Source organism: Kordiimonas gwangyangensis DSM 19435 = JCM 12864, assembly GCF_000375545.1.
Classification (GTDB): Bacteria; Pseudomonadota; Alphaproteobacteria; order Sphingomonadales; family Kordiimonadaceae; genus Kordiimonas; species Kordiimonas gwangyangensis.
This window is the reverse complement of sequence record NZ_AQXF01000002.1, coordinates 662,601-685,507: the sequence shown is the minus strand read 5'-3', so window position 1 is coordinate 685,507 and position 22,907 is coordinate 662,601. Positions and strand designations below refer to the sequence as shown.

General features: G+C 58.1%; 23 protein-coding genes. 9 read left to right on the top strand and 14 right to left on the bottom strand.

The genetic code is table 11. The features are described from left to right. Positions 1-181: 181 nt before the first annotated feature. Both B150_RS0108225 and B150_RS0108220 read left to right on the top strand, forming a co-directional pair. Complete coding sequence (locus B150_RS0108225) at positions 182-1,543, top strand: amidohydrolase family protein (protein WP_020399431.1); 1,362 nt, start codon at positions 182-184, stop codon at positions 1,541-1,543. A 3-nt stretch (positions 1,544-1,546) separates the two neighbouring features. Next, complete coding sequence (locus B150_RS0108220) at positions 1,547-2,755, top strand: dipeptidase (RefSeq protein WP_020399430.1); 1,209 nt, start codon at positions 1,547-1,549, stop codon at positions 2,753-2,755. Between the two features lie 3 nt (positions 2,756-2,758). Here B150_RS0108220 and B150_RS0108215 read toward each other — a convergent pair whose 3' ends face one another. Together B150_RS0108215 and B150_RS0108210 are read right to left on the bottom strand one after the other, a co-directional pair. Beyond that, on the bottom strand, positions 2,759-3,262 hold the full coding sequence (locus tag B150_RS0108215; RefSeq protein ID WP_020399429.1) for a hypothetical protein: 504 nt from the start codon (positions 3,260-3,262) through the stop codon (positions 2,759-2,761). 50 nt (positions 3,263-3,312) lie between these two features. Next, positions 3,313-3,858, bottom strand: a complete 546-nt coding sequence (locus tag B150_RS0108210; RefSeq protein WP_020399428.1) for a methylated-DNA--[protein]-cysteine S-methyltransferase — start codon at positions 3,856-3,858, stop codon at positions 3,313-3,315. Between the two features lie 243 nt (positions 3,859-4,101). Here B150_RS0108210 and B150_RS0108205 point away from each other — a divergent pair, with 243 nt between their 5' ends. The 6 genes from B150_RS0108205 (at position 4,102) to B150_RS0108180 (ending at position 9,322) form a co-directional block, all read left to right on the top strand. Beyond that, positions 4,102-4,749 carry a penicillin-binding protein activator LpoB gene (locus B150_RS0108205; protein ID WP_081611368.1) on the top strand — a complete coding sequence of 216 codons (648 nt, stop codon included), beginning with the start codon at positions 4,102-4,104 and terminating at the stop codon, positions 4,747-4,749. A 77-nt stretch (positions 4,750-4,826) separates the two neighbouring features. Continuing rightward, positions 4,827-6,452 carry a hypothetical protein gene (locus B150_RS20215; RefSeq protein ID WP_020399426.1) on the top strand — a complete coding sequence of 542 codons (1,626 nt, stop codon included), beginning with the start codon at positions 4,827-4,829 and terminating at the stop codon, positions 6,450-6,452. Next, on the top strand, positions 6,452-6,934 hold the full coding sequence (locus tag B150_RS0108195; protein ID WP_020399425.1) for a putative periplasmic lipoprotein: 483 nt from the start codon (positions 6,452-6,454) through the stop codon (positions 6,932-6,934). Before B150_RS20215 ends, B150_RS0108195 begins: the two co-directional genes overlap by 1 nt. Before the next feature lie 2 nt (positions 6,935-6,936). After that, on the top strand, positions 6,937-7,857 hold the full coding sequence (locus B150_RS0108190; protein WP_020399424.1) for a hypothetical protein: 921 nt from the start codon (positions 6,937-6,939) through the stop codon (positions 7,855-7,857). 101 nt (positions 7,858-7,958) lie between these two features. Beyond that, the gene (locus B150_RS20210; RefSeq protein WP_020399423.1) at positions 7,959-8,660 is read left to right on the top strand and encodes a sigma-70 family RNA polymerase sigma factor; all 702 of its coding nucleotides are present in this window, start codon (positions 7,959-7,961) and stop codon (positions 8,658-8,660) included. After that, entirely contained in the window at positions 8,657-9,322 is a 666-nt protein-coding gene (locus B150_RS0108180) for a ChrR family anti-sigma-E factor (protein WP_020399422.1), read from the top strand. The genes B150_RS20210 and B150_RS0108180 overlap by 4 nt, the downstream gene beginning before the upstream one ends. Here the strand turns inward: B150_RS0108180 and rnr are convergent. From rnr to B150_RS0108120, 12 genes are all read right to left on the bottom strand, one after another. Then, positions 9,309-11,612 carry a ribonuclease R gene (rnr, locus tag B150_RS0108175; RefSeq protein WP_020399421.1) on the bottom strand — a complete coding sequence of 768 codons (2,304 nt, stop codon included), beginning with the start codon at positions 11,610-11,612 and terminating at the stop codon, positions 9,309-9,311. The two genes, B150_RS0108180 and rnr, sit on opposite strands and share 14 nt — an antisense overlap. Before the next feature lie 65 nt (positions 11,613-11,677). Further along, the gene (gene topA / locus B150_RS0108170; protein ID WP_020399420.1) at positions 11,678-14,212 is read right to left on the bottom strand and encodes a type I DNA topoisomerase; all 2,535 of its coding nucleotides are present in this window, start codon (positions 14,210-14,212) and stop codon (positions 11,678-11,680) included. A gap of 132 nt (positions 14,213-14,344) precedes the next feature. Beyond that, positions 14,345-15,469, bottom strand: a complete 1,125-nt coding sequence (dprA, locus tag B150_RS0108165; protein WP_020399419.1) for a DNA-processing protein DprA — start codon at positions 15,467-15,469, stop codon at positions 14,345-14,347. A gap of 51 nt (positions 15,470-15,520) precedes the next feature. Then, positions 15,521-16,120 carry a glycerol-3-phosphate 1-O-acyltransferase PlsY gene (plsY, locus tag B150_RS0108160; protein WP_020399418.1) on the bottom strand — a complete coding sequence of 200 codons (600 nt, stop codon included), beginning with the start codon at positions 16,118-16,120 and terminating at the stop codon, positions 15,521-15,523. A gap of 42 nt (positions 16,121-16,162) precedes the next feature. Further along, positions 16,163-17,407, bottom strand: a complete 1,245-nt coding sequence (locus tag B150_RS0108155) for a dihydroorotase (protein WP_020399417.1) — start codon at positions 17,405-17,407, stop codon at positions 16,163-16,165. Next, positions 17,404-18,408, bottom strand: a complete 1,005-nt coding sequence (locus tag B150_RS0108150) for an aspartate carbamoyltransferase catalytic subunit (RefSeq protein ID WP_020399416.1) — start codon at positions 18,406-18,408, stop codon at positions 17,404-17,406. Before B150_RS0108150 ends, B150_RS0108155 begins: the two co-directional genes overlap by 4 nt. A 69-nt stretch (positions 18,409-18,477) precedes the next feature. Beyond that, positions 18,478-19,047, bottom strand: coding sequence for a carboxymuconolactone decarboxylase family protein (locus B150_RS0108145; RefSeq protein WP_020399415.1), 570 nt, complete (start codon positions 19,045-19,047; stop codon positions 18,478-18,480). A 73-nt stretch (positions 19,048-19,120) separates the two neighbouring features. Beyond that, positions 19,121-19,474, bottom strand: coding sequence for a winged helix-turn-helix transcriptional regulator (locus tag B150_RS0108140; RefSeq protein ID WP_020399414.1), 354 nt, complete (start codon positions 19,472-19,474; stop codon positions 19,121-19,123). Between the two features lie 5 nt (positions 19,475-19,479). Then, complete coding sequence (locus tag B150_RS20205; RefSeq protein ID WP_020399413.1) at positions 19,480-19,983, bottom strand: GNAT family N-acetyltransferase; 504 nt, start codon at positions 19,981-19,983, stop codon at positions 19,480-19,482. Continuing rightward, positions 19,973-20,431: a Holliday junction resolvase RuvX gene (gene ruvX / locus B150_RS0108130; protein WP_020399412.1), complete on the bottom strand. Its 459-nt coding sequence runs from the start codon at positions 20,429-20,431 to the stop codon at positions 19,973-19,975. Before ruvX ends, B150_RS20205 begins: the two co-directional genes overlap by 11 nt. Then, positions 20,428-21,582, bottom strand: coding sequence for a DUF3089 domain-containing protein (locus B150_RS0108125; protein WP_020399411.1), 1,155 nt, complete (start codon positions 21,580-21,582; stop codon positions 20,428-20,430). The genes ruvX and B150_RS0108125 overlap by 4 nt, the downstream gene beginning before the upstream one ends. 14 nt (positions 21,583-21,596) lie before the next feature. After that, positions 21,597-22,160: a GNAT family N-acetyltransferase gene (locus tag B150_RS0108120; protein WP_020399410.1), complete on the bottom strand. Its 564-nt coding sequence runs from the start codon at positions 22,158-22,160 to the stop codon at positions 21,597-21,599. Positions 22,161-22,294: 134 nt separating this feature from the next. On the opposite strand from B150_RS0108120, the gene B150_RS0108115 reads away from it, so the two are divergent. Further along, the gene (locus B150_RS0108115) at positions 22,295-22,861 is read left to right on the top strand and encodes a PAS domain-containing protein (protein ID WP_020399409.1); all 567 of its coding nucleotides are present in this window, start codon (positions 22,295-22,297) and stop codon (positions 22,859-22,861) included. Positions 22,862-22,907: the final 46 nt, after the last annotated feature.

Here is a 22,907-nt window from a genome sequence, read left to right as displayed (position 1 = left end):
ATTGGTTGGATACTGGCGGGCTTCCCTAGCGGCATCATGCCGATTTTTACCGCCGCTGCCAGCAAAAATACGGGGATTGCGGCGATTTGATCCACGTGTGATCGGTTGCGGTACGCCCCAAAGCTGTGGCAGGCTGTCGCCTCAGATCAGGTTCCGATCAAGTTCAGGGGAGCGAGTGACTATGGTTCGCGGGGTAAAGGCGGCGCTGTGTGCGGCGCTGATGTTGGGCGTTGCCGCAAGCGCGGTGGCAGAGGAAATGGGCGCGCCTGCACGCGCTTACGTGGGCGTCACGCTTATTGACGGCACCGGCGCTGAGCCGCAGCCGGATATGGGGGTGCTCATCGAGAATGGCCGCATCACGGCAGTCGCGTCATCAGCGGATCTCCGCAAGCAGGCGCCTGAAGGCACCAAAATTGTCGATGCAAGCGGCCACTATCTGCTGCCGGGCTTGATTGACAGCCACGTGCACTTGGCCACGGTCCCCAATGCCACAAAGGCAAAAGCTTATATGCGGCGCTATATTTATAGCGGTATCACCAGCGTGCGGGATATGGCGGGCGATATGCGTGCACTGGCGGAGCTTGCGCGGGAAAGCCGACTGCAGAAAATCCCCGCGCCGGACCTTTATTATTCTGCCCTTATGGCGGGCCCAAGTTTCTTCCAGGACCCCAGGCCTGGCGCGGCAGCCGAGGGGGAAGTGCCCGGCGCCGTGCCATGGATGCAAGCCATCACACCGGAAGTGGACATGAAACTCGCGGTCGCGCGCTCCATCGGTACATGGGCTACGGGCATCAAGATTTACGCGAACCTGCCGGCTGACGAAGTGCGCCGCATCACGGATGAGGCGCACACACAGGGTATCAAGATATGGGCGCATTCCATGGTCTTTCCGGCGTACCCGAGCGAAGTCGTGGATGCAGGCGTGGATGTGATTTCCCATGTTTGCCGCCTCGCGTTCGAGATCGCAGGCGAGCGGCCTGACGTTTACCACCATAAGGTGGCGCTTGATTTTGATGCCCTAGACCCACGCTCACCGGTGGTGGAAGGCATCTATAAGGATATGCTTGCGCGTGGCACCATTCTGGACGCGACCGTTTGGCTTTATGCAAACCGGGAGGCTCGTGAGGCCGAAAAACCGGCAGACAAACGCGATAGCAGTATCTGCCCCGCCGGTTTCGCAGGCAAGCTGACCGAAGCGGCATTTGATGCGGGCGTGGATATTTCCACCGGCACAGACGGCATGCTCTCCTTCGATGCAGCATATCCAGCCCTTTTTGATGAGTTTGACGTGCTGGCTGACAAAGCCAATATGCCGCCGCTGCAGGTCATCCGCTCCGCCACCTATGTGGGAGCAAAGGTTTTGGGGCTGGAGGACGACCGCGGCACGGTTGAGCCGGGCAAACGGGCGGACCTTGTGTTCCTTGCGCAGAACCCGCTTGAGGATATTGCCAACATGCGCTCCGTCATCCTGACTGTGAAGGGCGGTGCCGAATACCCGCGTGAGAATTATCACGGCATCAGTAAAGACGAAGTGGGGGAATAAGCCATGACAACAGACCTTAAACTGGCGCTCGCGCGCCGTGATTTCCTCCGTCTTGCCGGTGCCGGGCTTGCCGTAATGCCGATGGCGTCCATGGACAGCGTTTCTGCGTTCGCGGACGGTGAAACTTGGAATGGCCTCAAGGACGCAATCCTGATCAATAACCTTGGCGGTATTTCAAACCCCAATGTACGGCTTGCCAATTTCCAGAAGAAGAAAGAAACCGGCAACCCGGTGATGGCGAAAGCTGGCATCAGCCTTGACGAACGCGCGCTTGAGGACATGATCGCCTCGGGCACCACGGCAATCAACATGACACTTGGTTATGTATCGGGCGACATGGACCCCTTTGCCTACAGTGTGCAGGAAATTGCCAACTGGAACCGCCGCATTCGCCGCTATGATAACAAGCTTCTCAAGGTCTGGTCGGCGGCGGATATCCGCCGGGCCAAAGCGGAAGGCAAGGTGGGCATCATCATGGGCTTTCAGAACGCCGCGATGATGGGCGACGATGCCGCGCGCGCCGACACCTTCGCGGGGCTTGGCGTGAAAATCATCCAGCTGACCTATAATGTACGCAACCAGATTGGCGATGGCAGCATGGAAGCGGAGAACAAGGGCCTGACCGACTTTGGCCGCGAGGTGGTCGAACGCCTGAACGACGCACGTGTGGCGGTGGATCTGAGCCACAGTGGCGAACAAACCTGCCTTGATGCCGTGCGCGCTTCAAAGGCGCCCATCTGCATCTCCCATACCGGCTGCCGCGCGCTGGCGAACCTGCCGCGCAACAAGACGGATGAGGAACTGCGCCTTGTGGCTGAGAGGGGTGGCGTTGTGGGCATCTATTTCATGCCCTTCCTCAAGGAAGACAGTTTCCCCAATGCAATGGATGTGGTCCTCCATATCGAACATGCCATCAAGGTATGTGGTGAGGACCATGTAGGCATCGGTACCGATGGCGGCACCACAGCGGTGGATGACCTAGAAGGCTACCGCGCTGTAATTGATAACGAGATCAAACGCCGCCAGGCTGCGGGCATTTCCGCCAAGGGCGAAAAACCGGGCGTGGTACCCTTCATTCCTGACCTTCAGGGGCCGGGCCAGTTCCAGAAGCTTGCGGATATGATGCTGGCCCGTGGCCATAGCACGGCACGCATCGAGAAGGTGCTCGGCCTCAACTTCCTGCGTTATTACGAGAACATCTGGGGCGAATAGGGCCTACCAGCGCATGTGTTCCATGAAGATTGCGATCACCGCCCGGTCCTGAAAACCGACCGGGTAGTGCACCATGGCGTCCTCCAGCGAGAGAAATTTGCGCTCGGACCCCGGCGTGGGCGCGAGCGGCACGTCATCGTGATGGTAGACATAATAAGCCTGAAGCCATAGCCGTACGTGGGCAAGGTAGGTTTCGCGGTGCTCAAAGCCTTTTGCCTGCACATCCAAACTCTCGAGGAATGATGTGCAGTCATGTGCGTAAAGGCGGTCACGCTGTTCTTTCCAGAGCGCGTCAAGCGCCGCATGTTCTTTTGACAGTGGATCGGTCCTTACATAGCCGGGCAGGTACCAGAAGTCTTTACTTGATGCGATACCACGCGGGTCACCTACCTTCACGTTGCGCTCAAGCATGATGTTGCAGTCTTCATCAAGGAAGACCCACACTTGCAGGTGCGCTTTGATGGTAATGGTATTCTTGTTCGCTACCATGGCTGTGTCCCCCGTCATCACCCTTCCCGGGTAGCAGAAAATGCTGCGTCATGGAAGCCGGGGAGGATTTACATGTCCGCGAAATCGAACAGGGTAGGCGGCTCAGGCTCTATCGCACCTTCAATCTCCAGAAGCCTGCGCTTGCTAGCTACACCGCCGGGGGCAGAGAAGCCGTGCATGGCGCCGTTTGCTGCAACAATGCGGTGGCAGGGGATGATCAGCGGAATAGGGTTGTCGCCAAGCGCACGACCAACGGCTTGCGCGGCACCCTTGTCGCCAATCGCTGACGCAAGCATACCGTAGGTAATGGTCTTGCCGTGCGGAATTTTGAGCGCTTCGGCATAGACCCGTTTGTTGAAGGCCGAGACCTTGCGTAAGTCCAGCCGGGTGTTGGAAAGATCGATATCGGCACCATCCAGAAGTGTCCGCGCGGCATCTATGACCAGAAGGATATCTGCAGGAATATCAGCCGGCAACTGATGGTACCCGTCTCCTGCGCCAGATTGCGCCGACTGTGCGATGTCAGGCAGCCTAAATCGGCAAACGCCGTGATTGGTCCAGCTGATTTCGCACAGGCCAACGGCCGACATGAAGTTTGCTGTGCCATCTTCCATTAATTCGATCCTGTATGATTCGTTGGGTATGCGACCATAAGACTCGGTAGCGGCCTAACGTCAAAAATCAGTATTACTTTGTTGCACGACACAGATGTCGTTTTCAACGCCCACAAGTGTTGCCTTCTTTCAACTTTATGCTGAAAAGCTTCAAGTAATAGGTACCTAAATTTTTGATGACTTGAATTATATTTAAATCGTCGCTAGCGTTTTTTACAGCTAACGCTTTGATGGGGGAGGTTTATGACCTTTAATCGCGCTTCTTGGAAACGCGTAACGCAGTGTGCGTGCGCATCCACAATTGCCCTGTTGCTTGCCGCTTGCGGTACTGACAATTCGCCGGGCGTCTCTACAATCAACCAAGACCCTGGTCGTCAGGGTGCCGTTGCTGGTGTGGGTATCGAGTCCAACGATATTCAATCCATGACGGACCGCATGATGCGGGACATGCTTGCTAACCCGATGCTTGCCAACGCGGCCAACCCGCCGCAAGTTATCGTGGATAGCGAGTTCTTCATGAATGACAGCACCCAGCGTATCAACAAGGACCTGATCACGAACCGGCTTCGGGTAAACCTGAACCGTGCGTCGCAGGGCCGCATGGTATTTGTGGGCCGCAACTATTCGAACATGGTTCAGCATGAACGCAACCTGAAGCGTGATGGTGTGGTTGATACCGGCACCCGCGGCATGACCGCAGCGCAAGCAGGTGGTGACTACCGTCTTGGTGGCACGATCGCATCGGCTGACAGCCGCGATGCACGGACCGGTATGGTTCAGCGCTATACGCAGATCACCTTTGAAATGGTGGATCTTGAGCGTGGCGTGATCGTCTGGAGCGGCATGTACGAGCTTTCCAAAGCTGCCGCGGACGACGTAGTCTATCGCTAAAATTTGTACAGGGCGGCAAGGGGTTGCCGCCTTTTTTCTTATGTTCTGTTCTAACTAGTCGCCAAAGGAGTCGAGCGATGACGATCTCTGCTGGCCGAATTTCGGCCATTGCCGTTGCGAGTGTTCTGTTCTTCCAAACCGCTTATGCCGAGGATAGCGAGCGCCTTCTGGAGCTGCGCGCTAACCCGCCAATCTCTGCTGAAGCTATTCAGCAGGAGCAAAGCCTGTCCGCGCGCTATGAGGAGCTGCAAGGCGCCCTCAAGCAAAAGGACCTGAGCAAGGAAGATAAAAAAGCACTCAAAGCTGAACTAAAAACCGTTAAATCTGAACTGAAGTCGATCCAGAAGGCCAACAAGAAGGCCAGCAAGGACTACGACAAGGAAGTGGCGAAGCTTGAGAAAAACCTTCGGAAAACCTACGGCATGGGCCCGTATCCTGCGGATACCCGACTGTATGTTGAAAGCCGTCCGGAGCCTTTGCAGCCTTATTACCGCAGCCTTTTCATTGAAGGTGAGCGTAATGCGGTGCTGAACTTCAACCGCCTTGGCCTTGCCGCCATGGAACTCGGTTACCTTGACCATGCTGAATGGGCGTTCGACCGTTCGATCGACAAGATCGAAGCGATCTTTGCCGACAATGATCAGGCAAAAGCGGCCAAGTCCAAATTCCAGGCGGAAAGTGTAAAAGAATACAAGGGCGAGCCCTATGAGCGCGCCATGGCCTACTACTATCGTGGCCTCCTGTATCTTGCGCGTGATGACTATGAAAACGCCCGCGCCATGTTCCGTTCCGGCGAATATCAGGACACCGTTTCTGAAGCCGAGGATTTTCAGGCTGACTTCGCGCTTCTCAACTATCTTGATGGTTGGGCGCTTCAATGTCAGGGCCGCAGCGGCGACGAATCTTACGCCAAAGCCGCAGAATTTCGTGAAGGGCTGACCGCGCCCGCGCCAGATCACAACATGCTGTTTGTGACCGAGCTTGGTGCTGCCCCGGTCAAGTTCGGTGATGGCCAATACAAGGAAATCCTCAAGTTCCGTCCGGACCAGCAGTTTGGCGAGACCTCAGCCCAGCCGATTGTTGTGAATGCAGACAGCGGCGTGGTTCATGCTTCACCAGCAGCCTATGTGGTAGAGGACATCTACTTCCAGGCCTCCACCCGCGGCGGTCGCCCGGTTGACGGTATCCTTGAGGGCAAGGCCCAGTTCAAGGAAACGACGGCAGCTGTTGGCAACGCGATGAACACAGCCGGTACGGTAACAGCACTTGCTGGTCTTTATGGCGGCAACAGCGATACGGCGCTTGTGGGTGCTGGTATCGCGCTCATCGGTGGCCTGTTCGGTGCCGCGTCTGAGGCTGCGAAACCGGAAGCAGACACCCGCCAGTGGGATAACCTCCCGCACTTTGTCTCGGTCGCGACCGACAAAGCGCCGGGTAATGGTTATGTCTACGGTGCTGAATTCTCCGGCACTGGTGCACAAATCCCAGAAATGCAAAGCGCGGCCATGGTTGCTGGCGGTGATGCCTGTACCGTGGTTTGGACACGTTCGCGGTCCGCAACTGCGGTGGGTGAATCCAGCCCAGGTGCGCGCCTTGACTGGAACCAAATGCGTAAACAACCGGAAGCCGTCCAGCGCATGGATGTTGCCTTCCGCACCTGGCTTAACGCTGAAACGCCGGGTGAGGTCATGGGAGCCGAGTGATGAAAAAACTCTTGAAACCGTTTGTGGTTGCAGTGTCGGCAGTTCTCGCGTCCAGCGTGATGATGACTGGCAGTGCAAGTGCTCAGAAGGTTGTTAAGTGCGATTTTCGTGGTTTCAAAAGGCTGGGCCCATCGGGCCCGGCCATCGTTTCCGGCGTGCCGGGTACGATGACGCCAATCGCGCTCAATTCTATCCAGATCATTGATAAGAACATCGCCAAGAAGATCCTGCCGCAGGCGGTTTTCGCCCGTCGCACGGATACCGGCACGCTTGAGGTGATGGCGCGGCTCATCAACTGTACTGACTATCCGCAGGAAGTGCTTGTGCGCACCTCTTTCCTTGACCCGGACCAGTTCCCGGCAGAGCCGGAAACCGCTTGGCAGCGTGTGTTCCTGCAGCCCAAATCAACGGCTGTCTATAGCGAGATGTCCACCTCCATGGATATCGGCTACTACCTCATTGAAGTGGATGAAGGGGAATAGTCATGAAACGCATGATCGGTGGTGCAAGCCTTGCAGTCCTGTCGGCAGTTCTGATTGCCGGGCCGGAAAATGTTCAGGCGGCGCAGGAGATGCGGCAAGGTGTGCCAGCGGTCCTGACCCCGCGGGAAGTCGAGCCACTTCCTGACCCAACCCCGGCGATCAACGCTTTCCGCGAAGAAAACAAGCGGGTCAAACGCCCGCGCTTTGTCGTCTTCTGGAACCGCGATCTCTCGGACGAAGTTGTCACCTACTATATTGACTATCAAGCCCGCGGCCTTGAAGTACGCACGCCTGAAGTGACGCGTGAGCGTACGACCACGACCAACATGCACACCCACTATAATGGTCAGCTGCATGGTGAGCGCGAAGTGCGTGACACGGTCCGCGGCAATCCGGGTAGTGTTTCCGCGCAGGCCTATGATTACAGCGGTACTGTGCGCCTCAATAAAGATCAGGCGCGTAAAAACCTTGAGGAAATCCTGAACTGGAAAGTGCAGGGCGGCTTCAAGAACCTGATGATCAAGGGCGGCGCCCGCCTGATTGACCGTGACATGATCAACCGTGTCGAAGGTGCCGGCGCGCAGTCCAACGAGCAGGTGAACACCCACGCCATCGAGATCAACGCCATGCTTGGCAAGGCAGACTATATGATCGAGGTGCTGCTCGCGCCGAGTGCGGAGAGCGAAAGCGGCCTCGCGTTCCAGGTGAATGTCGTTCAGATCGAGACCGGCGAAACCATCACCAGCATGTATAGCGACGCCATGCCGCCGACCCGTGAAGTGAAGCAATATGAAGCGACACGCAATGGCTTCAAGGAATATTATGAGGTCGAGGGTTATAGCGAACAGCGCGTCGGTGAAGAGCTTGCCATCCGTACCATGATGGAACTGACTGACTATTGGCGCATGATGGCTGATAGCTGATCTCAGGCGAGAAAACCATTCAGAAGGCGGTCCCATTCGGGGCCGCTTTTTTTTAATTATCGAGTGGTCCGGATGTCAAATGCCAGCGTAAAAGAGGCATGATGGCAAAAACGCCCGAAAATATTGCAGCCCCCAAGGATGCGCCGTGCGGCAAGATGGCCGTGCGGCGCTTGACAGAAGAGAGGGCAGGTGCTTCGCTGGAAGCGGTCAAACCGCAATCTGGTGAGGTAAGGAATATTTTCAGCGCACGGAAAGACACAGCTGCCTCGCATGAAATGCTGGTGCTGCGTATCGCGGAGCACCGCGACCGCTCCGCATTTGCTGAGCTCTTCTCGCATTATGCACCGCGCCTGAAGTCGTATCTGATGACTTTGGGCCTCGATGACGAGAAAGCCGAGGATATCGCGCAGGAGGTGATGGTCACGCTGTGGCGCAAGGCGGTGCAGTTTGACCCCGAGAAAGCGCGGCTGTCCACATGGCTTTTCCGTGTGGCCCGGAACCGCTTTATCGATCACACGCGCAAACAGAAATATACCGAGGTGGATGCGGACGATCATGTAGCCCATATGGTTGCACCGGAACAGACCGATACTCCAACCCTGCAGCGGCAATATGCCGAACGGGTGTCGGCTGCCATGGCGGAGTTGAAACCCGCGCAAAAGCAGGTGATAGAGCTTTCTTTCTATCACGAGAAATCACATTCCGAAATCGCGGCAGAGCTGGAGTTGCCGCTCGGAACCGTTAAATCAAGGATCAGGATCGCCTTTGAGGCCCTGCGTAAAGAGTTGAGGGATATGGCATGACGGCACATACAGGTCTTCTGCCCGATGAATGGCTGGTTTCCTATGCAGCAGGCGCACTCACGGAGGCGCAGGCGCTCGTGGTGGCTTGCCACGCGGAATATCATGACGAGATGAAAGAGCGTATCGCGGATGCTGAAGCCGTGGGTGGTGTGCTCCTTGAGGGTGTCGTGCCCGCCCGGCTTTCTGTTGGCGCGCTTGATGATGCTTTCAAAGCCATTGAAGCGCTTGAAGACGAGCCGAGCTCGGTTAAGCCTACTGCTCCTGCGTTCACGGACCCCCGTATGCCGGCGCCGCTCGCGGCACTTCTTGGCAAGGGCTTTGACGAGCTCAAGTGGGGCTTTATGGGGCCGGGCATGAAAAAGCTGATGCTCAAAACCTATGAGAATGGTGAGCGCCTGTGGCTACTGCGCGCGAAGGGCGGTACGGAAATGCCGTTCCACGACCACCGGGGTCTTGAGTTCACGCTTGTGCTGACCGGCGGCTACAAGGTTGGCGATGCGCACTACACGCCCGGCATGATGGAAGTGGCGGGGCCTGAGGATACGCACCACCAGCCGATCATTGATGAGGGTGAGGATTGTATCTGCCTTGCGGTGACCGATGCGCCCATCAAGTTGCACAGCTTTGTCGGGCGCATGTTCCAGCCCTTTATCGGCCTCTAGACTTCGCTTTTTTGGAAGATGCTGACGGCTTGCCCCGGCCCCGCGCCGGGCGACCGCCTGAACGTGCGTGACGCGCACCGAGCTTCTTATGCTGCTTGCGGGACGTGAGGCCCGGGATATCTTCATCCTCGCGCACCAGATTGAGTTTCAGCCCACCTGTGAAGCGGTTGGCTTCCGTCAGCCGCACCTTGATGCGGTCACCAAGCTTGAATTCCTCGCCAGAACTTTCACCCACCAAGCGGTGGTGCGCTTCATCATGGCTATAGAAATCCATGCCGATTTCCGAGATCGGGATCAGGCCATCACCGCCTGACGGCTCAAGGCTCACGAACAGGCCAAAGCGGGTCACGCCGGTGATGCGGCCCATGAACTCGTCGCCCACATGGTCAGCCAGATAGTTGGCCAGATAACGGTCGGTCGATTCACGCTCCGCCGCCATGGCACGGCGTTCGGTACTCGAAATCTGCTCACCAATGCTCGACAGCTTGTCCATCTGCTCATCTGTCAGCCCATCCTTGCCGAGGCCAAGTGCACGGATAAGCCCGCGGTGTACGATCAAGTCGGCATAGCGGCGGATCGGCGAGGTGAAGTGGGCATAGCGGGGCAGGGCCAGGCCGAAGTGGCCCATATTATCTGGCGAATAATAGGCCTGCGTTTGCGAACGCAACACAACCTCGTTGACCATATGCTCGTGCGGGCTGCCCTTGACCTGCTCAAGGATGCCATTGAACAGCCGCGGCATCATCACATTGCCGCGCGACAGGTTGAGGTCAAGCGTGCCAAGGAATTCGCGCAAGGACTCCATCTTGTCCATCGGCGGTTCCTCGTGCACCCGGTACATGGCGGTCACACGGTGTTTCTCAAGCTCCTCGGCCGCACACACGTTCGCGGTGATCATCAATTCCTCGACGATCTTGTGAGCATCAAACCGGTCGCGAAGGGTGATCGCCGCCACATGGCCGTGGTCATCCAGCTGGATTTTGCGTTCCGGCAGGTCAAGTTCAAGCGGTGCGCGTTTCGCGCGCGCCTTCATGATGGCTTTGAACGTGCCGTAGAGTGGCTTGAGGACTGGCTCAAGCAGTGGTTCGGTTAGTTCGTCCGGCATGCCGTCCAGCGCTGCCTGCGCGCGCTCATACGAGACGTTGGCAGCGCTTTTCATCAGGCCACGAACAAACTTGTGGCGGATTTTCTGACCGTCCTTATTGAACCAGATATGCACCGCCATGCAGGCGCGTTCTTCGCCTGGCATCAGGCTGCAGAGCCCCGCCGACAGCGCTTCCGGCAACATAGGCACCACGCGGTCCGGGAAATAGCAGCTGTTGCCGCGCTTCAGTGCTTCGCGGTCGAGCGCATTGTCGGTCTTCACATAGTGCGCCACGTCGGCGATGGCGACGATGGCGTGCCAGCCGCCCGGGTTATCCGGGTTATCGTCCGCTTCAGCCCAGATGGCGTCATCATGGTCGCGCGCGTCAGAGGGGTCGATGGTAATCAGCGGAATGTCGCGCAGGTCTGTGCGGTTGCCGAGGGTGACGGGCTTGGCTTTCTCCGCCTCGCGGATCGCGTCTTCCGGAAATTCATAAGGAATATCAAGGCTGTGGATCGCGATCATGCTGATCGACCGCGCGTCTGACACGTCGCCCAGCCGCTCTTTCACCCGCACACGTTTTGCACCCATGTGCTTGCGGGAGGGAACGGGTTCGGCAAGCACAAGCTCACCCTCAACCGCGCCGTTCACATCGCCTTGGTCAACCCAGTATTCATCCCGGTTTTTCTTGTCGGTCGGGTGGATGCGACCACCATTGGGGCCGCCATGAAACACCCCCATGATCGACGCAGGTGCCGGCTTCAATATCTTGAGCACAGACGCACGGTAGACAGGTGGCTCGTCTTTCACGCAGGTAAGGCGTACAAGTGCTCGGTCACCAGGTCCCATGGCCGGGCCGGGCTTTTTGCCCTTCTTGGCACTGAGGAAAATACGCGGCGGTTTGCCTTCACCCTCAAAGTTCACCGGTTTAACGACGGCATCACCTTCGTTCGTGAGGCCCGCGAATTCAACAACTTGCACGCCGGGCAAGCGGTCAGCCGGGCGCAGGGATTGCCCGACATCTTTTGTCAGCATGCCGTCGTCCGTCAACTCGCGGATCAGTTTCTTGAGGAAAACCTTATCTGGCCCCTTCACGCCAAAGGCGCGGGCGATATCCCGTTTTGTGACTTTGCCACCCGGAAAGGTGCGGATGAAGTTCATCACTTCTTCACGACTGGGAAGCTGGCCGGGTTCGTATTTCGCCAAGGGCGGGTCCTTTCTTTTACGCGAGTGTAGCGCGTAAGGGATTATGCTTCAAAAAAAGCGCCCGGTCAGGACGCTTTCTTTTTCTTTCTCGCCGGGGCTTTTTTCTTGCCCGCTTTTTCCGCGAGCCATCCGAGCGCCTGTTCCAGCGTCACGCTCTCTGGCTCGGTGCCTTTGGGGAGCGTCGCGTTGGTGCGCTTGTGGTTCACATAAGGGCCATAGCGACCATCGAGCACGCGGACCGCGTCGCCGTCATCCGGGTGTTCGCCCAGTTCCTTCAGCACGGTCTTGGCGCTGCCGCCTTTCTTTGCTGCAGCATCCGCGAGCAGGGCTACAGCGCGGTTGAGGCCCACATTGAACACTTCCTCAGTGGAGGCGAGTTTACCGAACGTGCCGTCATGCGCCACATAGGGGCCGTAGCGGCCGATGGCAGCAGTGATCGGCTTGCCGGTCTCAGGGTGTGTGCCCACTTCACGCGGGAGCGAGAGCAGCGCAAGCGCCTTCTCAAGGCTCAGGCTCGCTGCATCCATATCCTTCGGGATGCTGGCGCGCTTCGGTTTTTCGCCCTTCTGGGCTTCACCCACCTGAATGTAGGGACCAAAACGACCTGTGCGTACGCTGATTGGCTCGCCGGTCTCGGGATCATCACCCAGATTGGCTGGCTCGTCAGCGCCTTCACCGTCTTCGCCATTGCTGCCGAACGGGCGGGTATAGCCACATTCCGGATAGTTGGAACAACCGACAAAAGCGCCATAACGGCTGGTCTTGAGGCCAAGGCGGCCGTTTTCGCAGCTCGGGCACTTGCGCGGGTCCTTGCCGTCTTCGGTTTCTGCGAACAGCATGGGCTCGAGATATTCATCAAGCGCATCAATGACTTCGGCGTTACGAACCCCAAGGATTTCTTCGGTGCGCGGCTTGAAGGAGGCCCAGAATTCCTTGAGGACTTCTTTCCACTCTTCTTCACCAGCTGAGATATGGTCGAGCTGTTCTTCAAGGTTCGCGGTGAAATCATATTCCACATAGCGCTGGAAGAATTTCTCGAGGAAGGCGGTTACAAGGCGGCCTTTATCCTCGGGGATGAAGCGGTTGCGCTCCATATGCACATAGTTCCGCTCACGCAGTACCGTGAGGATGGATGCATATGTGGATGGGCGGCCAATGCCGAGCTCTTCAAGGCGTTTCACCAGCGAGGCTTCAGTGAAGCGTGGCGGCGGGTCGGTGAAGTGCTGCTTCGGCGTGACGCTATCAAGCGTCAGGACTTCGCCTTCCTTCATCTGCGGCAGGCGGGTGTCTTCCTCGTCACCGTCATCGTCCTTGCCTTCCTGATAGACTGACAGGAAGCCTTCAAACTGGATGACTGTACCGGTTGCGCGCAGCTCGGCCGACTGGTCCTTGTTAAGGATGGTTACCGTCGTGCGCTCAAGCTGGGCGCTTTCCATCTGGCTCGCGATCGTCCGGCGCCAGATCAGCTCATAGAGCTTCTGTTCGTCACTGTCGAGCGCATGGGCAACATCAGCGGGTTTGCGCATCGGGTCGGTCGGACGGATGGCTTCGTGCGCCTCCTGGGCGTTTTTCGCCTTGGTTTTATAAACACGTGGGCTATCCGGCAGGAATTTCTTGCCAAAACGGTCTTCAATCACCGCGCGGGTCGCGTTCAGCGCTTCCTGTGCGATGGTCACGCCATCCGTACGCATATAGGTGATAAGACCCGTAACCTCACCGCCGATGGACTTACCTTCATAAAGGCTTTGCGCCACACGCATGGTGCGGTTGGCCGGGAAGCCATACTTGCGTGCGGCTTCCTGCTGCAGGGTCGATGTGGTGAACGGCGGCTGCGGGTGGCGGCGGGCAGGCTTGCGCTCAACCGACGTGACCGTCAGCGGCGTGCGTTCCACCAGCGCGGCTGCCGTCTTGGCCTCTGCCTCGTTACTGATGCCGTACTTCTTGATCTTCTCGCCGTTCATGGCGAAGAGGCGGCCGATGAGCGAACGGTCACCGCTTGCGCTCAGCGCAGCCTCGATGGACCAGTATTCCTGCGCGCGGAATTTCTCGATCTCGCTCTCACGCTCACAGACAAGGCGGAGGGCGACGGACTGCACACGGCCAGCCGAACGTGCGCCCGGCAGCTTGCGCCACAGAACCGGCGACAGGGTAAAGCCCACAAGGTAATCAAGCGCGCGGCGGGCGAGATAGGCGTTGACCATCTCTGTATCAAGCTCGCGCGGTTCGGCCATCGCCTTCAGGATCGCGGATTTGGTGATCTCGTTAAAGACCACACGTTTGACTTCCACGCCCTTGAGGGCGCGTTTTTTCGCCAGCACCTCAAGCACGTGCCAACTGATTGCTTCCCCTTCACGGTCGGGGTCAGTCGCGAGATAGAGGCGGTCGGCGTCTTTCACCGCTTTTGCGATGTCGGTGAGGCGTTTGTTCGAATCACGGTCAACGACCCAATCCATCGCAAAGTCCTCATCGGGCTTTACGGAGCCGTCCTTGGCAGGCAAGTCGCGGACGTGACCAAAACTGGCCAACACCTTGTAATCCTTACCAAGATACTTGTTGATGGTTTTCGCTTTAGCGGGTGATTCTACGATAACGACGTTCATACGTCCGTCTGTCCCTATCCTTGCTGGTTACGTGCGTGTCAGGTGGACCTTCTGCCCATCACCTAGTTCGAAGCCGCGCAGATTGCAATGCCTTCTTGTATATGGCCCTGTAATTAAAGTGCGGCGGAAACCTCATGCGAGGCTGACTTTTCCGCCTGCGTGACGGGTTATTTCGCCCGCGATCTCATGCTCCATGAGCGCGACCAGCACCTCATCAGCGCGCATGCCGCTTATCCTGATCACCTCATCCACATGTACAGCGGTGTGGCTGAGGAAGTCGAGGATGTTGCCACCGGCTTCAGGTGCGCCATTGTCGGTAGCAGGCAATGTCTCAGCGGTTGGCGTTGTCGTGCGTATACGAATGACAGGGGTATCCGGTTTGATGGGAGTCAGTTCCGCAAAGATGTCTTCTGCATCCTGTACGAGCGAGGCGCCGTCCTTGATCAGCTTGTTGCAGCCTCGCGCACGGGCATCAAGCGGCGAGCCGGGTATAGCAAACACATCGCGGCCTTGCTCCAGCGCAAAACGCGCTGTGATGAGCGAGCCGGAGCGCTCCGCCGCTTCCACGACCAGCACACCATCTGACAGGCCAGAGATGATGCGGTTGCGGCGCGGGAAATGCCGTGCCTGTGGCTGGGTCCCGGGCGGCATTTCGCTAACCACAAGGCCGCGTTCGGCAATTTTATGGAAAAGTTCCGTGTTCTCGCGCGGGTAAATCACATCAAGCCCGCCAGCCACACAGGCGACGGTGCCGCCTTCCAGTGATGCTGCGTGGGCCGCCGTATCAATACCGCGCGCGAGGCCAGAGATAACGGTCACCGCCGCATCAGCCATCGCGCCTGCAATCATTCGCGTCAGTTTCTGGCCATTGATGCTGGCGTTGCGCGCACCCACGATCCCAAGCGAAGCGGGCGGTGAGATGAGGTCGTGCGAACCAAGGGTATGCAGTAGTGGCGGCGCATCCCCCGTCGCAGCAAGCCGGTAAGGGTAGAGCGCCTCGCCATGAAAGATTGTGCGTGCACCCAATCTGTGCGCGGCTTCAAGCTCCCGCTCACACGCGTCTTTTGTCGCGACACTACCGCCGCGTTTGCGTTTGGCGAGGAGGGAGGGTAGGGCGTCCAGCGCGGCTGTACCGCTGCCGTAGCGTTCGATCAGATTGCGAAACAGGATGGGGCCAATGCCGTCTGTACGGATGAGGCGCAGACGCGCCAGCCGCTCAGAATGCGAAAACTCCCCAAATGTTTCCGTTTTGTTCATGGGGTGAGACTGGCGCGAAAGTGCGCGCCTGTCAATGGAATTGGAAAAAGACTATTTGTCTTTTTTGCCGATTTTCGGCTCTTCACCGCGAAGAATACGCTCAATATTCGTCTTGTGACGGATATAGATGACCAGGGTCATGAAGGCGATTGGCAGCCATGTGTCCGGCCCGATCAGATAATAGCTGACAAGCGGTGCGAGCAGCGACGCGACCAGCGCGGATAGCGATGAGATGCGGAAGATCGCGGCGGACAGTAGCCAGATGCCAGCCGTGGCAAGGCCGAGCATCCATGATATGGCGAACAGTGTGCCCATGAATGTGGCAACACCCTTGCCGCCCTTGAAGCCAAGGTAGACCGGAAAGCAGTGGCCAATGAAGGCCGCAGCACCTGCAAGCGGCGCAAGCTCTGGCGAGATGAAGTGGCGGGTGATGAGCACAGCGATTGCTGCCTTGCCTGCATCCAGCACGAGGGTCGCGAGCGCAAGGTCCTTGCGCCCGGTGCGCAACACGTTCGTCGCGCCAATATTGCCCGAGCCGATATCACGGATATCCCCAAGGCCAGCCATACGGGTGAACACAAGGCCAAATGGCACCGCGCCCAGAAGATAGCTCAGGATAAGGACAATGCCGGTCTCGATTGTAAAGCTCATCTGCGATCTCCCCTGCGCATTACCCTGCGCATCGCGTTACCTTCAGGCAGCGGTATAAAGTGGCTTCCCTGCCACCACCGTCTGCCAAACCTGCCCCTGAACCGGGAGCGTGTCAAATGGCATGTTCTTCGCGCTCGAGACCAGATCATCTTGCGAGATACGCCATGGTTTCTCCGGGTCGAAGATCACAAGGTCAGCTTGCACACCTTCCTTGAGGCGGCCCATGGGCAGGCGCAGGAGGTCAGCTGGTGTGCTGGTGAGCGCGCGCAGGAGCGTCATGAGCTCAAGCTTGCCCGCATGCACTTGTGCGAGCGCTAGCGGCAGCATGGTCTCAAATCCGACAACACCTTCAGCGGCCTGACCAAAGGGCAGGCGCTTCACGTCCGCGCTTTTGGGGTCATGGTCCGATACGAGCGTGTCGATGGTGCCGTCCGCAAGGCCGGCGATCAGCGCCAAACGGTCCTCTTCCGAGCGCAGCGGCGGGCGCACCTTGGCAAACGTGCGGTAGCCTTCAAGCGCGTTATCGTTGAGGTGCAGATAATGCGGCGCGACCGAGCAGGTGGCGCGCACACCACGTTTCTTGGCGGAGCGGATGGCGTCCACCCCTTCACGGGATGAGATCAGCGCGAAGTGGATACGGGCGTCCGTCAATTCAGCGAGGCGGCAGTCACGCTCAATCTGAATAACCTCAGCGGCAGCTGGCACACCGGAAAGGCCAAGCCGCGTCGCGATTTCGCCCTCGTGCGCGACAGCGCCACTTGCGAGGCTCTTGTCCTCGGCGAACTGAACGATAAGTGCATCAAAGTGGCCCGAGTATTCGAGCAGGCGGCGCATAACCTGGCTATCGGACACAGGCGTGCGGCAGTCGGTAAAGCCCACGGCGCCCGATTGCATCATCTGGCCGATCTCGGCGATCTGGCTTCCCTGCATGCCGCGTGTGGCGGTGCCCATGGGGAATACGTTCACGGTTTCACTGTCTTCCGAGCGGCGGCGGATACGCTCCACAACCGCGTCGGTGTCGATCACCGTGGTCTGGTCCGGCTGCAGGATGACGGTGGTGATGCCACCCTTGAGCGCGGCTTCGGCGTCCACCCGGTGGGCGCGCATATCAATAAAACCGGGGCACAGGATGCGGCCTTTGCAGTCCACAACCTTGGCGCCCTCGGGGGCCGTTTCATCCGCGCCAAAAGCTTTGATTTTTTCGCCTTCGGTGACGAGCGTGCCTTTGGTGTCGAGTCCCGATGCGGGGTCGATCAGGCGGGCATTGATGTAAGCTGTCATGCTCATTGTCCGTCCTCCTCGCGCAAGCCGCGGGTCAGGATGTCAAGGCAGGCCATGCGCACGGCGACGCCCATTTCCACCTGTTCTTCAATCGCCGACCGGTCAAGGTCGTCCGCCACATCGGAGGAGATTTCAACGCCGCGGTTCATCGGGCCGGGGTGCATCACCAGTACGTCTTCCTTGGCGTATTTGAGTTTTTCATGGGTCAGGCCCCAGAATTGGTAATATTCCCGGAGGGAAGGCAGGAAGGCGCCTTGCATGCGCTCCTGCTGCAGGCGCAGCATCATGACCACGTCAGCGCCTTCGAGGCCTTCCTCCATGCGGTGGCAGATTTCGACACCGAGCCGGTCCACATCCTTCGGCAGGAGGGTGGAGGGTGCAACAAGGCGTACCCGCGCGCCCATAGCGTTGAGGAGGTAGATGTTTGAGCGCGCAACACGGCTATGCGCCACGTCGCCTGAGATCACGATGGTCTGGCCGTGGATGCGGCCCTTGCGGCGACGGATGGTGAGGGCATCGAGAAGCGCTTGCGTCGGGTGTTCCGACCGGCCGTCACCGGCGTTGATCACCGCGCAGTCCATTTTCTCAGAGAGAAGCTTCACCGCACCGCTGTCCGCATGGCGCATTACCAGTACATCAGGGCGCATGGCATTGAGCGTCGCGGCAGTATCCAGAAGTGTTTCACCCTTCTTGATCGAACTCGTACCCGTGGACATGGAGGTTACTTCCATGCCGAGGCGCTTGCCCGCGATCTCGAAGCTCATCAGCGTTCGCGTCGAGTTCTCGAAGAAGAGGTTGATTTGGGTCAATCCCTCACATTTGTCGGTAGACTTTTTTGCCTGCCGGTTCTGCTCGGCATAACCGTCAGCTGTATCAAGCAGATGCTTGATTGCCGTGGGGTCCAAGCCCCAGATGCCAAGAAGGTGTTTGTGAGGAAAAAGCTCGCCCGAGGGCGGAGAAACTTCCGCGCGCGGGTAGGGTGCCGGTCCGGTCGAATGCGTGCTCATCAAGCTGGCCTTATAGGGGCAAATGCCCCCTGCTGCAAGATGCTTGTGTACGCTTTTGGCGCCTGTTTTTTATCGGTAGGCTGCGAAAGTGTCTGCCCATGGCTCGCCTTGTTCGCACACAGTATTGGCAAGGCCCGCAATCAGCCGGTACCAGCCAACAAGGCAGATGATGGCAAGGATGGTGGCTTCATCAAAATGCGCCTTCAGTTTTTCGCGCACGGCAGGTGCGATGGTTGCAGTCTCCATCAACTGATCACAGGCAGAGAGTATAGCTTGCTCAGGCGCTGGCCAGTGCGGCGATTCGGATGCGCCGAATGTCAGTTCCTGAATGTCGACTGTGGAGAGTGAGGCTTCGCGGGCGAATGCGGTGACATGCACACCCCATTCGTATTCGCATGCGGCTTTCGCGCAGGTGCGCAGGATGAGCATTTCACGAAACCTGACCGACAGGATGGATTTGGGGCCAAGGAAATATGAGCCAAGCCCGCGCATGGCCGTCATCAGGCCATCGTTCCTGGCAAGGCTGCGGAAAAGCGCGAGGGGCTCGAACGGGGCACCGGGTGGCATCCAGCGCTTAAGCATCGCTTCTGTATCAGGTTCATATGGCGGGGTGAGCGGCGGCACGAGGGACATGGTCATGAAGGACTCCTGTTTAATTGCTACTAAAAAAGTAGCATTCAGGTAGCCGCATTCAAGGGCGGAGTGCCGAAATTTATTCAGATTGTTCGATAAGGACGCGCCAGTCTTCGGCCCATTTGTTGAGAGGACCCAGCGATTTGATCAGCTTTTCGCCGTGATCGGTGAGGGCCCACCGGCGGTCATCGTCTGCCGCGACAACTTTTGCTGTAGCCAGTTCGCCAAGGCGGGTGGAGAGCACACTCGGTGACATGTTTTCGCAGCGTGCCTGAAGGTCGCGGAAGCCGACAGCGCCGTCCCGAAGTTCCCAGATAATACGGAGTGTCCAGCGGCGACCGAGAAGGTCGAGTGCCGCCATGATAGGCCGGCCTGTGCGCGAACTTTTGGTGGGGCGTCCCGGTAATGGTGTTTTGCTGGTGCCTTTCGGCATAAAGTCTACTCCCGGTAAAAGGCGTCCTCATAGAGCACGTGACCTGCGTGCCCGTCAAGCGCACCTTTCCAGCATTCGAGCGCAAAAAAGGCGCTCTCACGCGTGCTGTCGTCACCGTATGTGAGGCCGAATTCCGATGCAGGGCGAAAACCGTGTTTGGCATAAAACTCTGCGTGGCCGACAAGCACAACCGCATCAACTTCGATATAATCGAGGCTCTCAGTGAGGAATTTGCTGCCCACGCCCTGGCGCTGGTGCGCGGAATCAATTGCCATCGGGCCAAGGCCCCAAATCTGGCGTTTGCTGTCCACACCTTCTATGCGCACGCGAGTATAACCGATATATCCCACCAGCGAACCATGGTCCCACAGCCCATGCTCCGCACACATCTTGCGCGAATTACGCAGGCCGGAGACAAGGTTTGCTTCAAATTCTGTCGGGAAATTGGCGCGCAGCAGGTGGTCTATATTGGGGGCTGATTCAGCGTCGAGGTTGGGGTCAAAGCGCATGGAGGGCTCCTTGCAAAATATAGGCGGCCGCCATTTTGTCGACGAGTTCCTTCCGCCGCGCACGGCTCCTGTCCGCCTCGATGAGCGTACGCTCAACTGCGGCAGTAGAAAGGCGCTCATCCCAAAATATTTGGGGAAGGTCGCTTAGTTTTGCAAGGTTGTCCGAAAAGGCTTTGGTGCTTTGGCAGCGCGGTCCTTCGCTGCCGTCCATATTGACGGGCCAGCCAAGAACAAAGCCACCAACGCCCTGTTTTTGCACAATATCCAGCAGTTTCGCGGCATCGTCCTTGAACTTGGTACGCTTGATGGTCTCCATCGGTGTCGCGATGGTCAGCGTGGTATCTGAAAGGGCGAGGCCGATGGTTTTTGAGCCAATATCAAGCCCCAGAAGCCGCGCGCGGCGCGGCAGCAGGTCTTTCAGTTCCCGAACGCTGGTTACGACACTCACCGGTGCGTCTCCAGCCACGTTTTGGCACGGTTTGCGGCGTTCGCACGGATGTTCATGTAAAAGAGGTTATAGTCATAGGCGTGGTAGTTCTCGCCCGTCATCATGAACTCGCGCCAGCTGCCTTGCGGTGGCTCGGTCAGGTAAAGGATGCCGCGCTGGCCACAGCGTGCGCCGGTAAGGCCTGGGGTAGGTGCGGCGATGCCTTCAGCACCCGATACCAGTTCAACAGCACCCAGATTGGCGTCCTTCGGTGCCTTCGCGCCCACATGCCAGTTGAGCGGATTGGTGCAGAGCATAGTGGTGCCCGCGCGCGGTTTGCCGTTCAGGCCCGGCGTTTTGGCGAACATCTCGAGAATGCCGGATGGGTCACCGTCCTTCGAGAAGCTTTGGAACGAAACCACACAGCCCGTGTCTTTGGGGCTTTCGCACGCGTCAATGCCGCCAAGAGGGGCAAGGTCGCCTTCAAGGCTGACTGGCCAGCCGATGATGTAAGCCGCGATCATGCGTTCCTTGAGGTCTTCGTTGATGGCAATGCGTTCGGCGAGCAGCAGAAGGGCATGCAGCGCGCCTTGGCTGTGGCCCGCAAGGATGAAAGGCCGACCATCGTTGTCGTTTGCCATATAGTGGTCAAACGCCGCCAGCACGTCAGCGTGGGCTTTGACGAGCGCCTGAACGCCTTGGCCGCTGTCGTCAAAGAAGGCGCCGAAGGCGGCCTGGCGGTATTTTGGTGCATAAACCTGCCCCGCGAGGCCGAAGGCGCTGGCCTGATATTTGAGGGCAAAGTTGGCGCGGCGGCCAAGGGCTGCTTCGTCACCGTCAAGCGGGGCGTTCCAGCGTTCTTTTGAAAGATATGTCGTGGGGTGGATATAGAATACGTCGGCTTCCGGCACCTGCATGGTTTGCATGATACCTTCTGGCAGCAGAAGCGCATTTGTGCTCATGCCCGGGCGTGCGGCCCATGCCGTTTCGCTGGAATAATCTGGCGCTTCGGTTGCTTCTTCGGTGGCGATTTCATGGCTTGGTACAAACGCCCATTTCATCATGGTGCTTTCGTTCGAGGTGAACAGCACCCCGGCAATCAGGATCAGCACGATAACGCCTGCGATTGCTAGCAGGAATTTGGCTGCCGGTGCGGTCTTGTGTTTAGCCATGATCTCTCTCCCCTTCAGTGCCCACGCGGTGGGGTCATTTTATCGTTCTTTGGCCAGAACGCCATGATATGGTCGTCGGTGACGGTACCGTCTTCATACCGGATCACACCGCGCCGTGTTCCCTCAAGGACAAACCCGATGGACCGGTACAGCGCCAGTGCCGCCAAATTGTCCGCATGCACGTGCAGTTCAATGCGTTCAAGCCTTGCATGCTTTTGCACCCAATCAGCGAAATGCAAAAGTAGTTTTTTGCCAATGCCGCGCTTTCTGAAACCTGCGTGTACCGACATGGCGATGGTGGTGCTATGGCGCACACGCTGGCGTTTATCTGTCCAGCATTCCAGCATACCCACGATGGTGTCATCCTCAAACGCGAGCAAGCAGGTCTCGTCAGGGTTCACACCTTTCCGCGCGAGCCAGAATCGCTGCCTGAGGGTCGAGGCGCGGAACTCACCGGGGCGCGTGATCATGCCGGTGCCCTCAGTATAGATGGCGCGCACATAGGCATTGAGGGCGGCGGCGTCCGAAGGGCGCGCAGCGCGGATGGTGATGGGCTTCTGGTCTGGTGTGTCATTCATGAGGCCGATTTGGCGGTGTACAGGACATTAAATCAAGGAGAAATCGGAGTACACACATGGCTGTGACGTGAAGTTTTTGAAACATGTGGACGGTGTAGGCGCAGGGCGGTATTTTCCCTATTGGCGAACAGGCGGTGCCAGGACCACCGATCGCCAATAGGGAGGTCCTCATTTCTTCTTTCGATACAGACATTGACGGGATTGGTGAGAAGGAAGGCTACGGTCTTGGTGACTATGAATTGCATGGCACCGATGTAGCGCCCAAGCTGGGTGCGGACTTCGTCCATATTCTCAGCTATTTTGAGGGCAAACGCGGCGGCAGGCAGTTCAATAGTCGGTCTGATGTCTCTCCATCCGACCTCAAGGACTATTTACCTTGGGTGGCTCTTCTTGAACCAATCTGGGGTGAGGGCGGCGGTGTTTGTGACGCCAGGGTCACGCTCCACGGTTCGCAAGCTGCAGCTGCCTATAACGATGTCACCGGCAAACGTGTACGCGATGTGCATAAGGAAGAAGTCGCCAACCGCGTTATCGCGTCACTTGATGCATCGGTAAAACGCGGGCAGGGCGTCATTGGCCGTAGCGAGGAACGCACGGGCCCGCCGCCTCATGTTCGCCTGAATATCCTTTATCTGCCGCTTTCCGCTGACGGCAGCATGATCAGCCATTTTTTCGCCTACGGGCGGCTTGATCGGCTTTGATGGCGCTGGTGCCCGAGTAAACTTTCGCACACCGTGCATTCCCGCT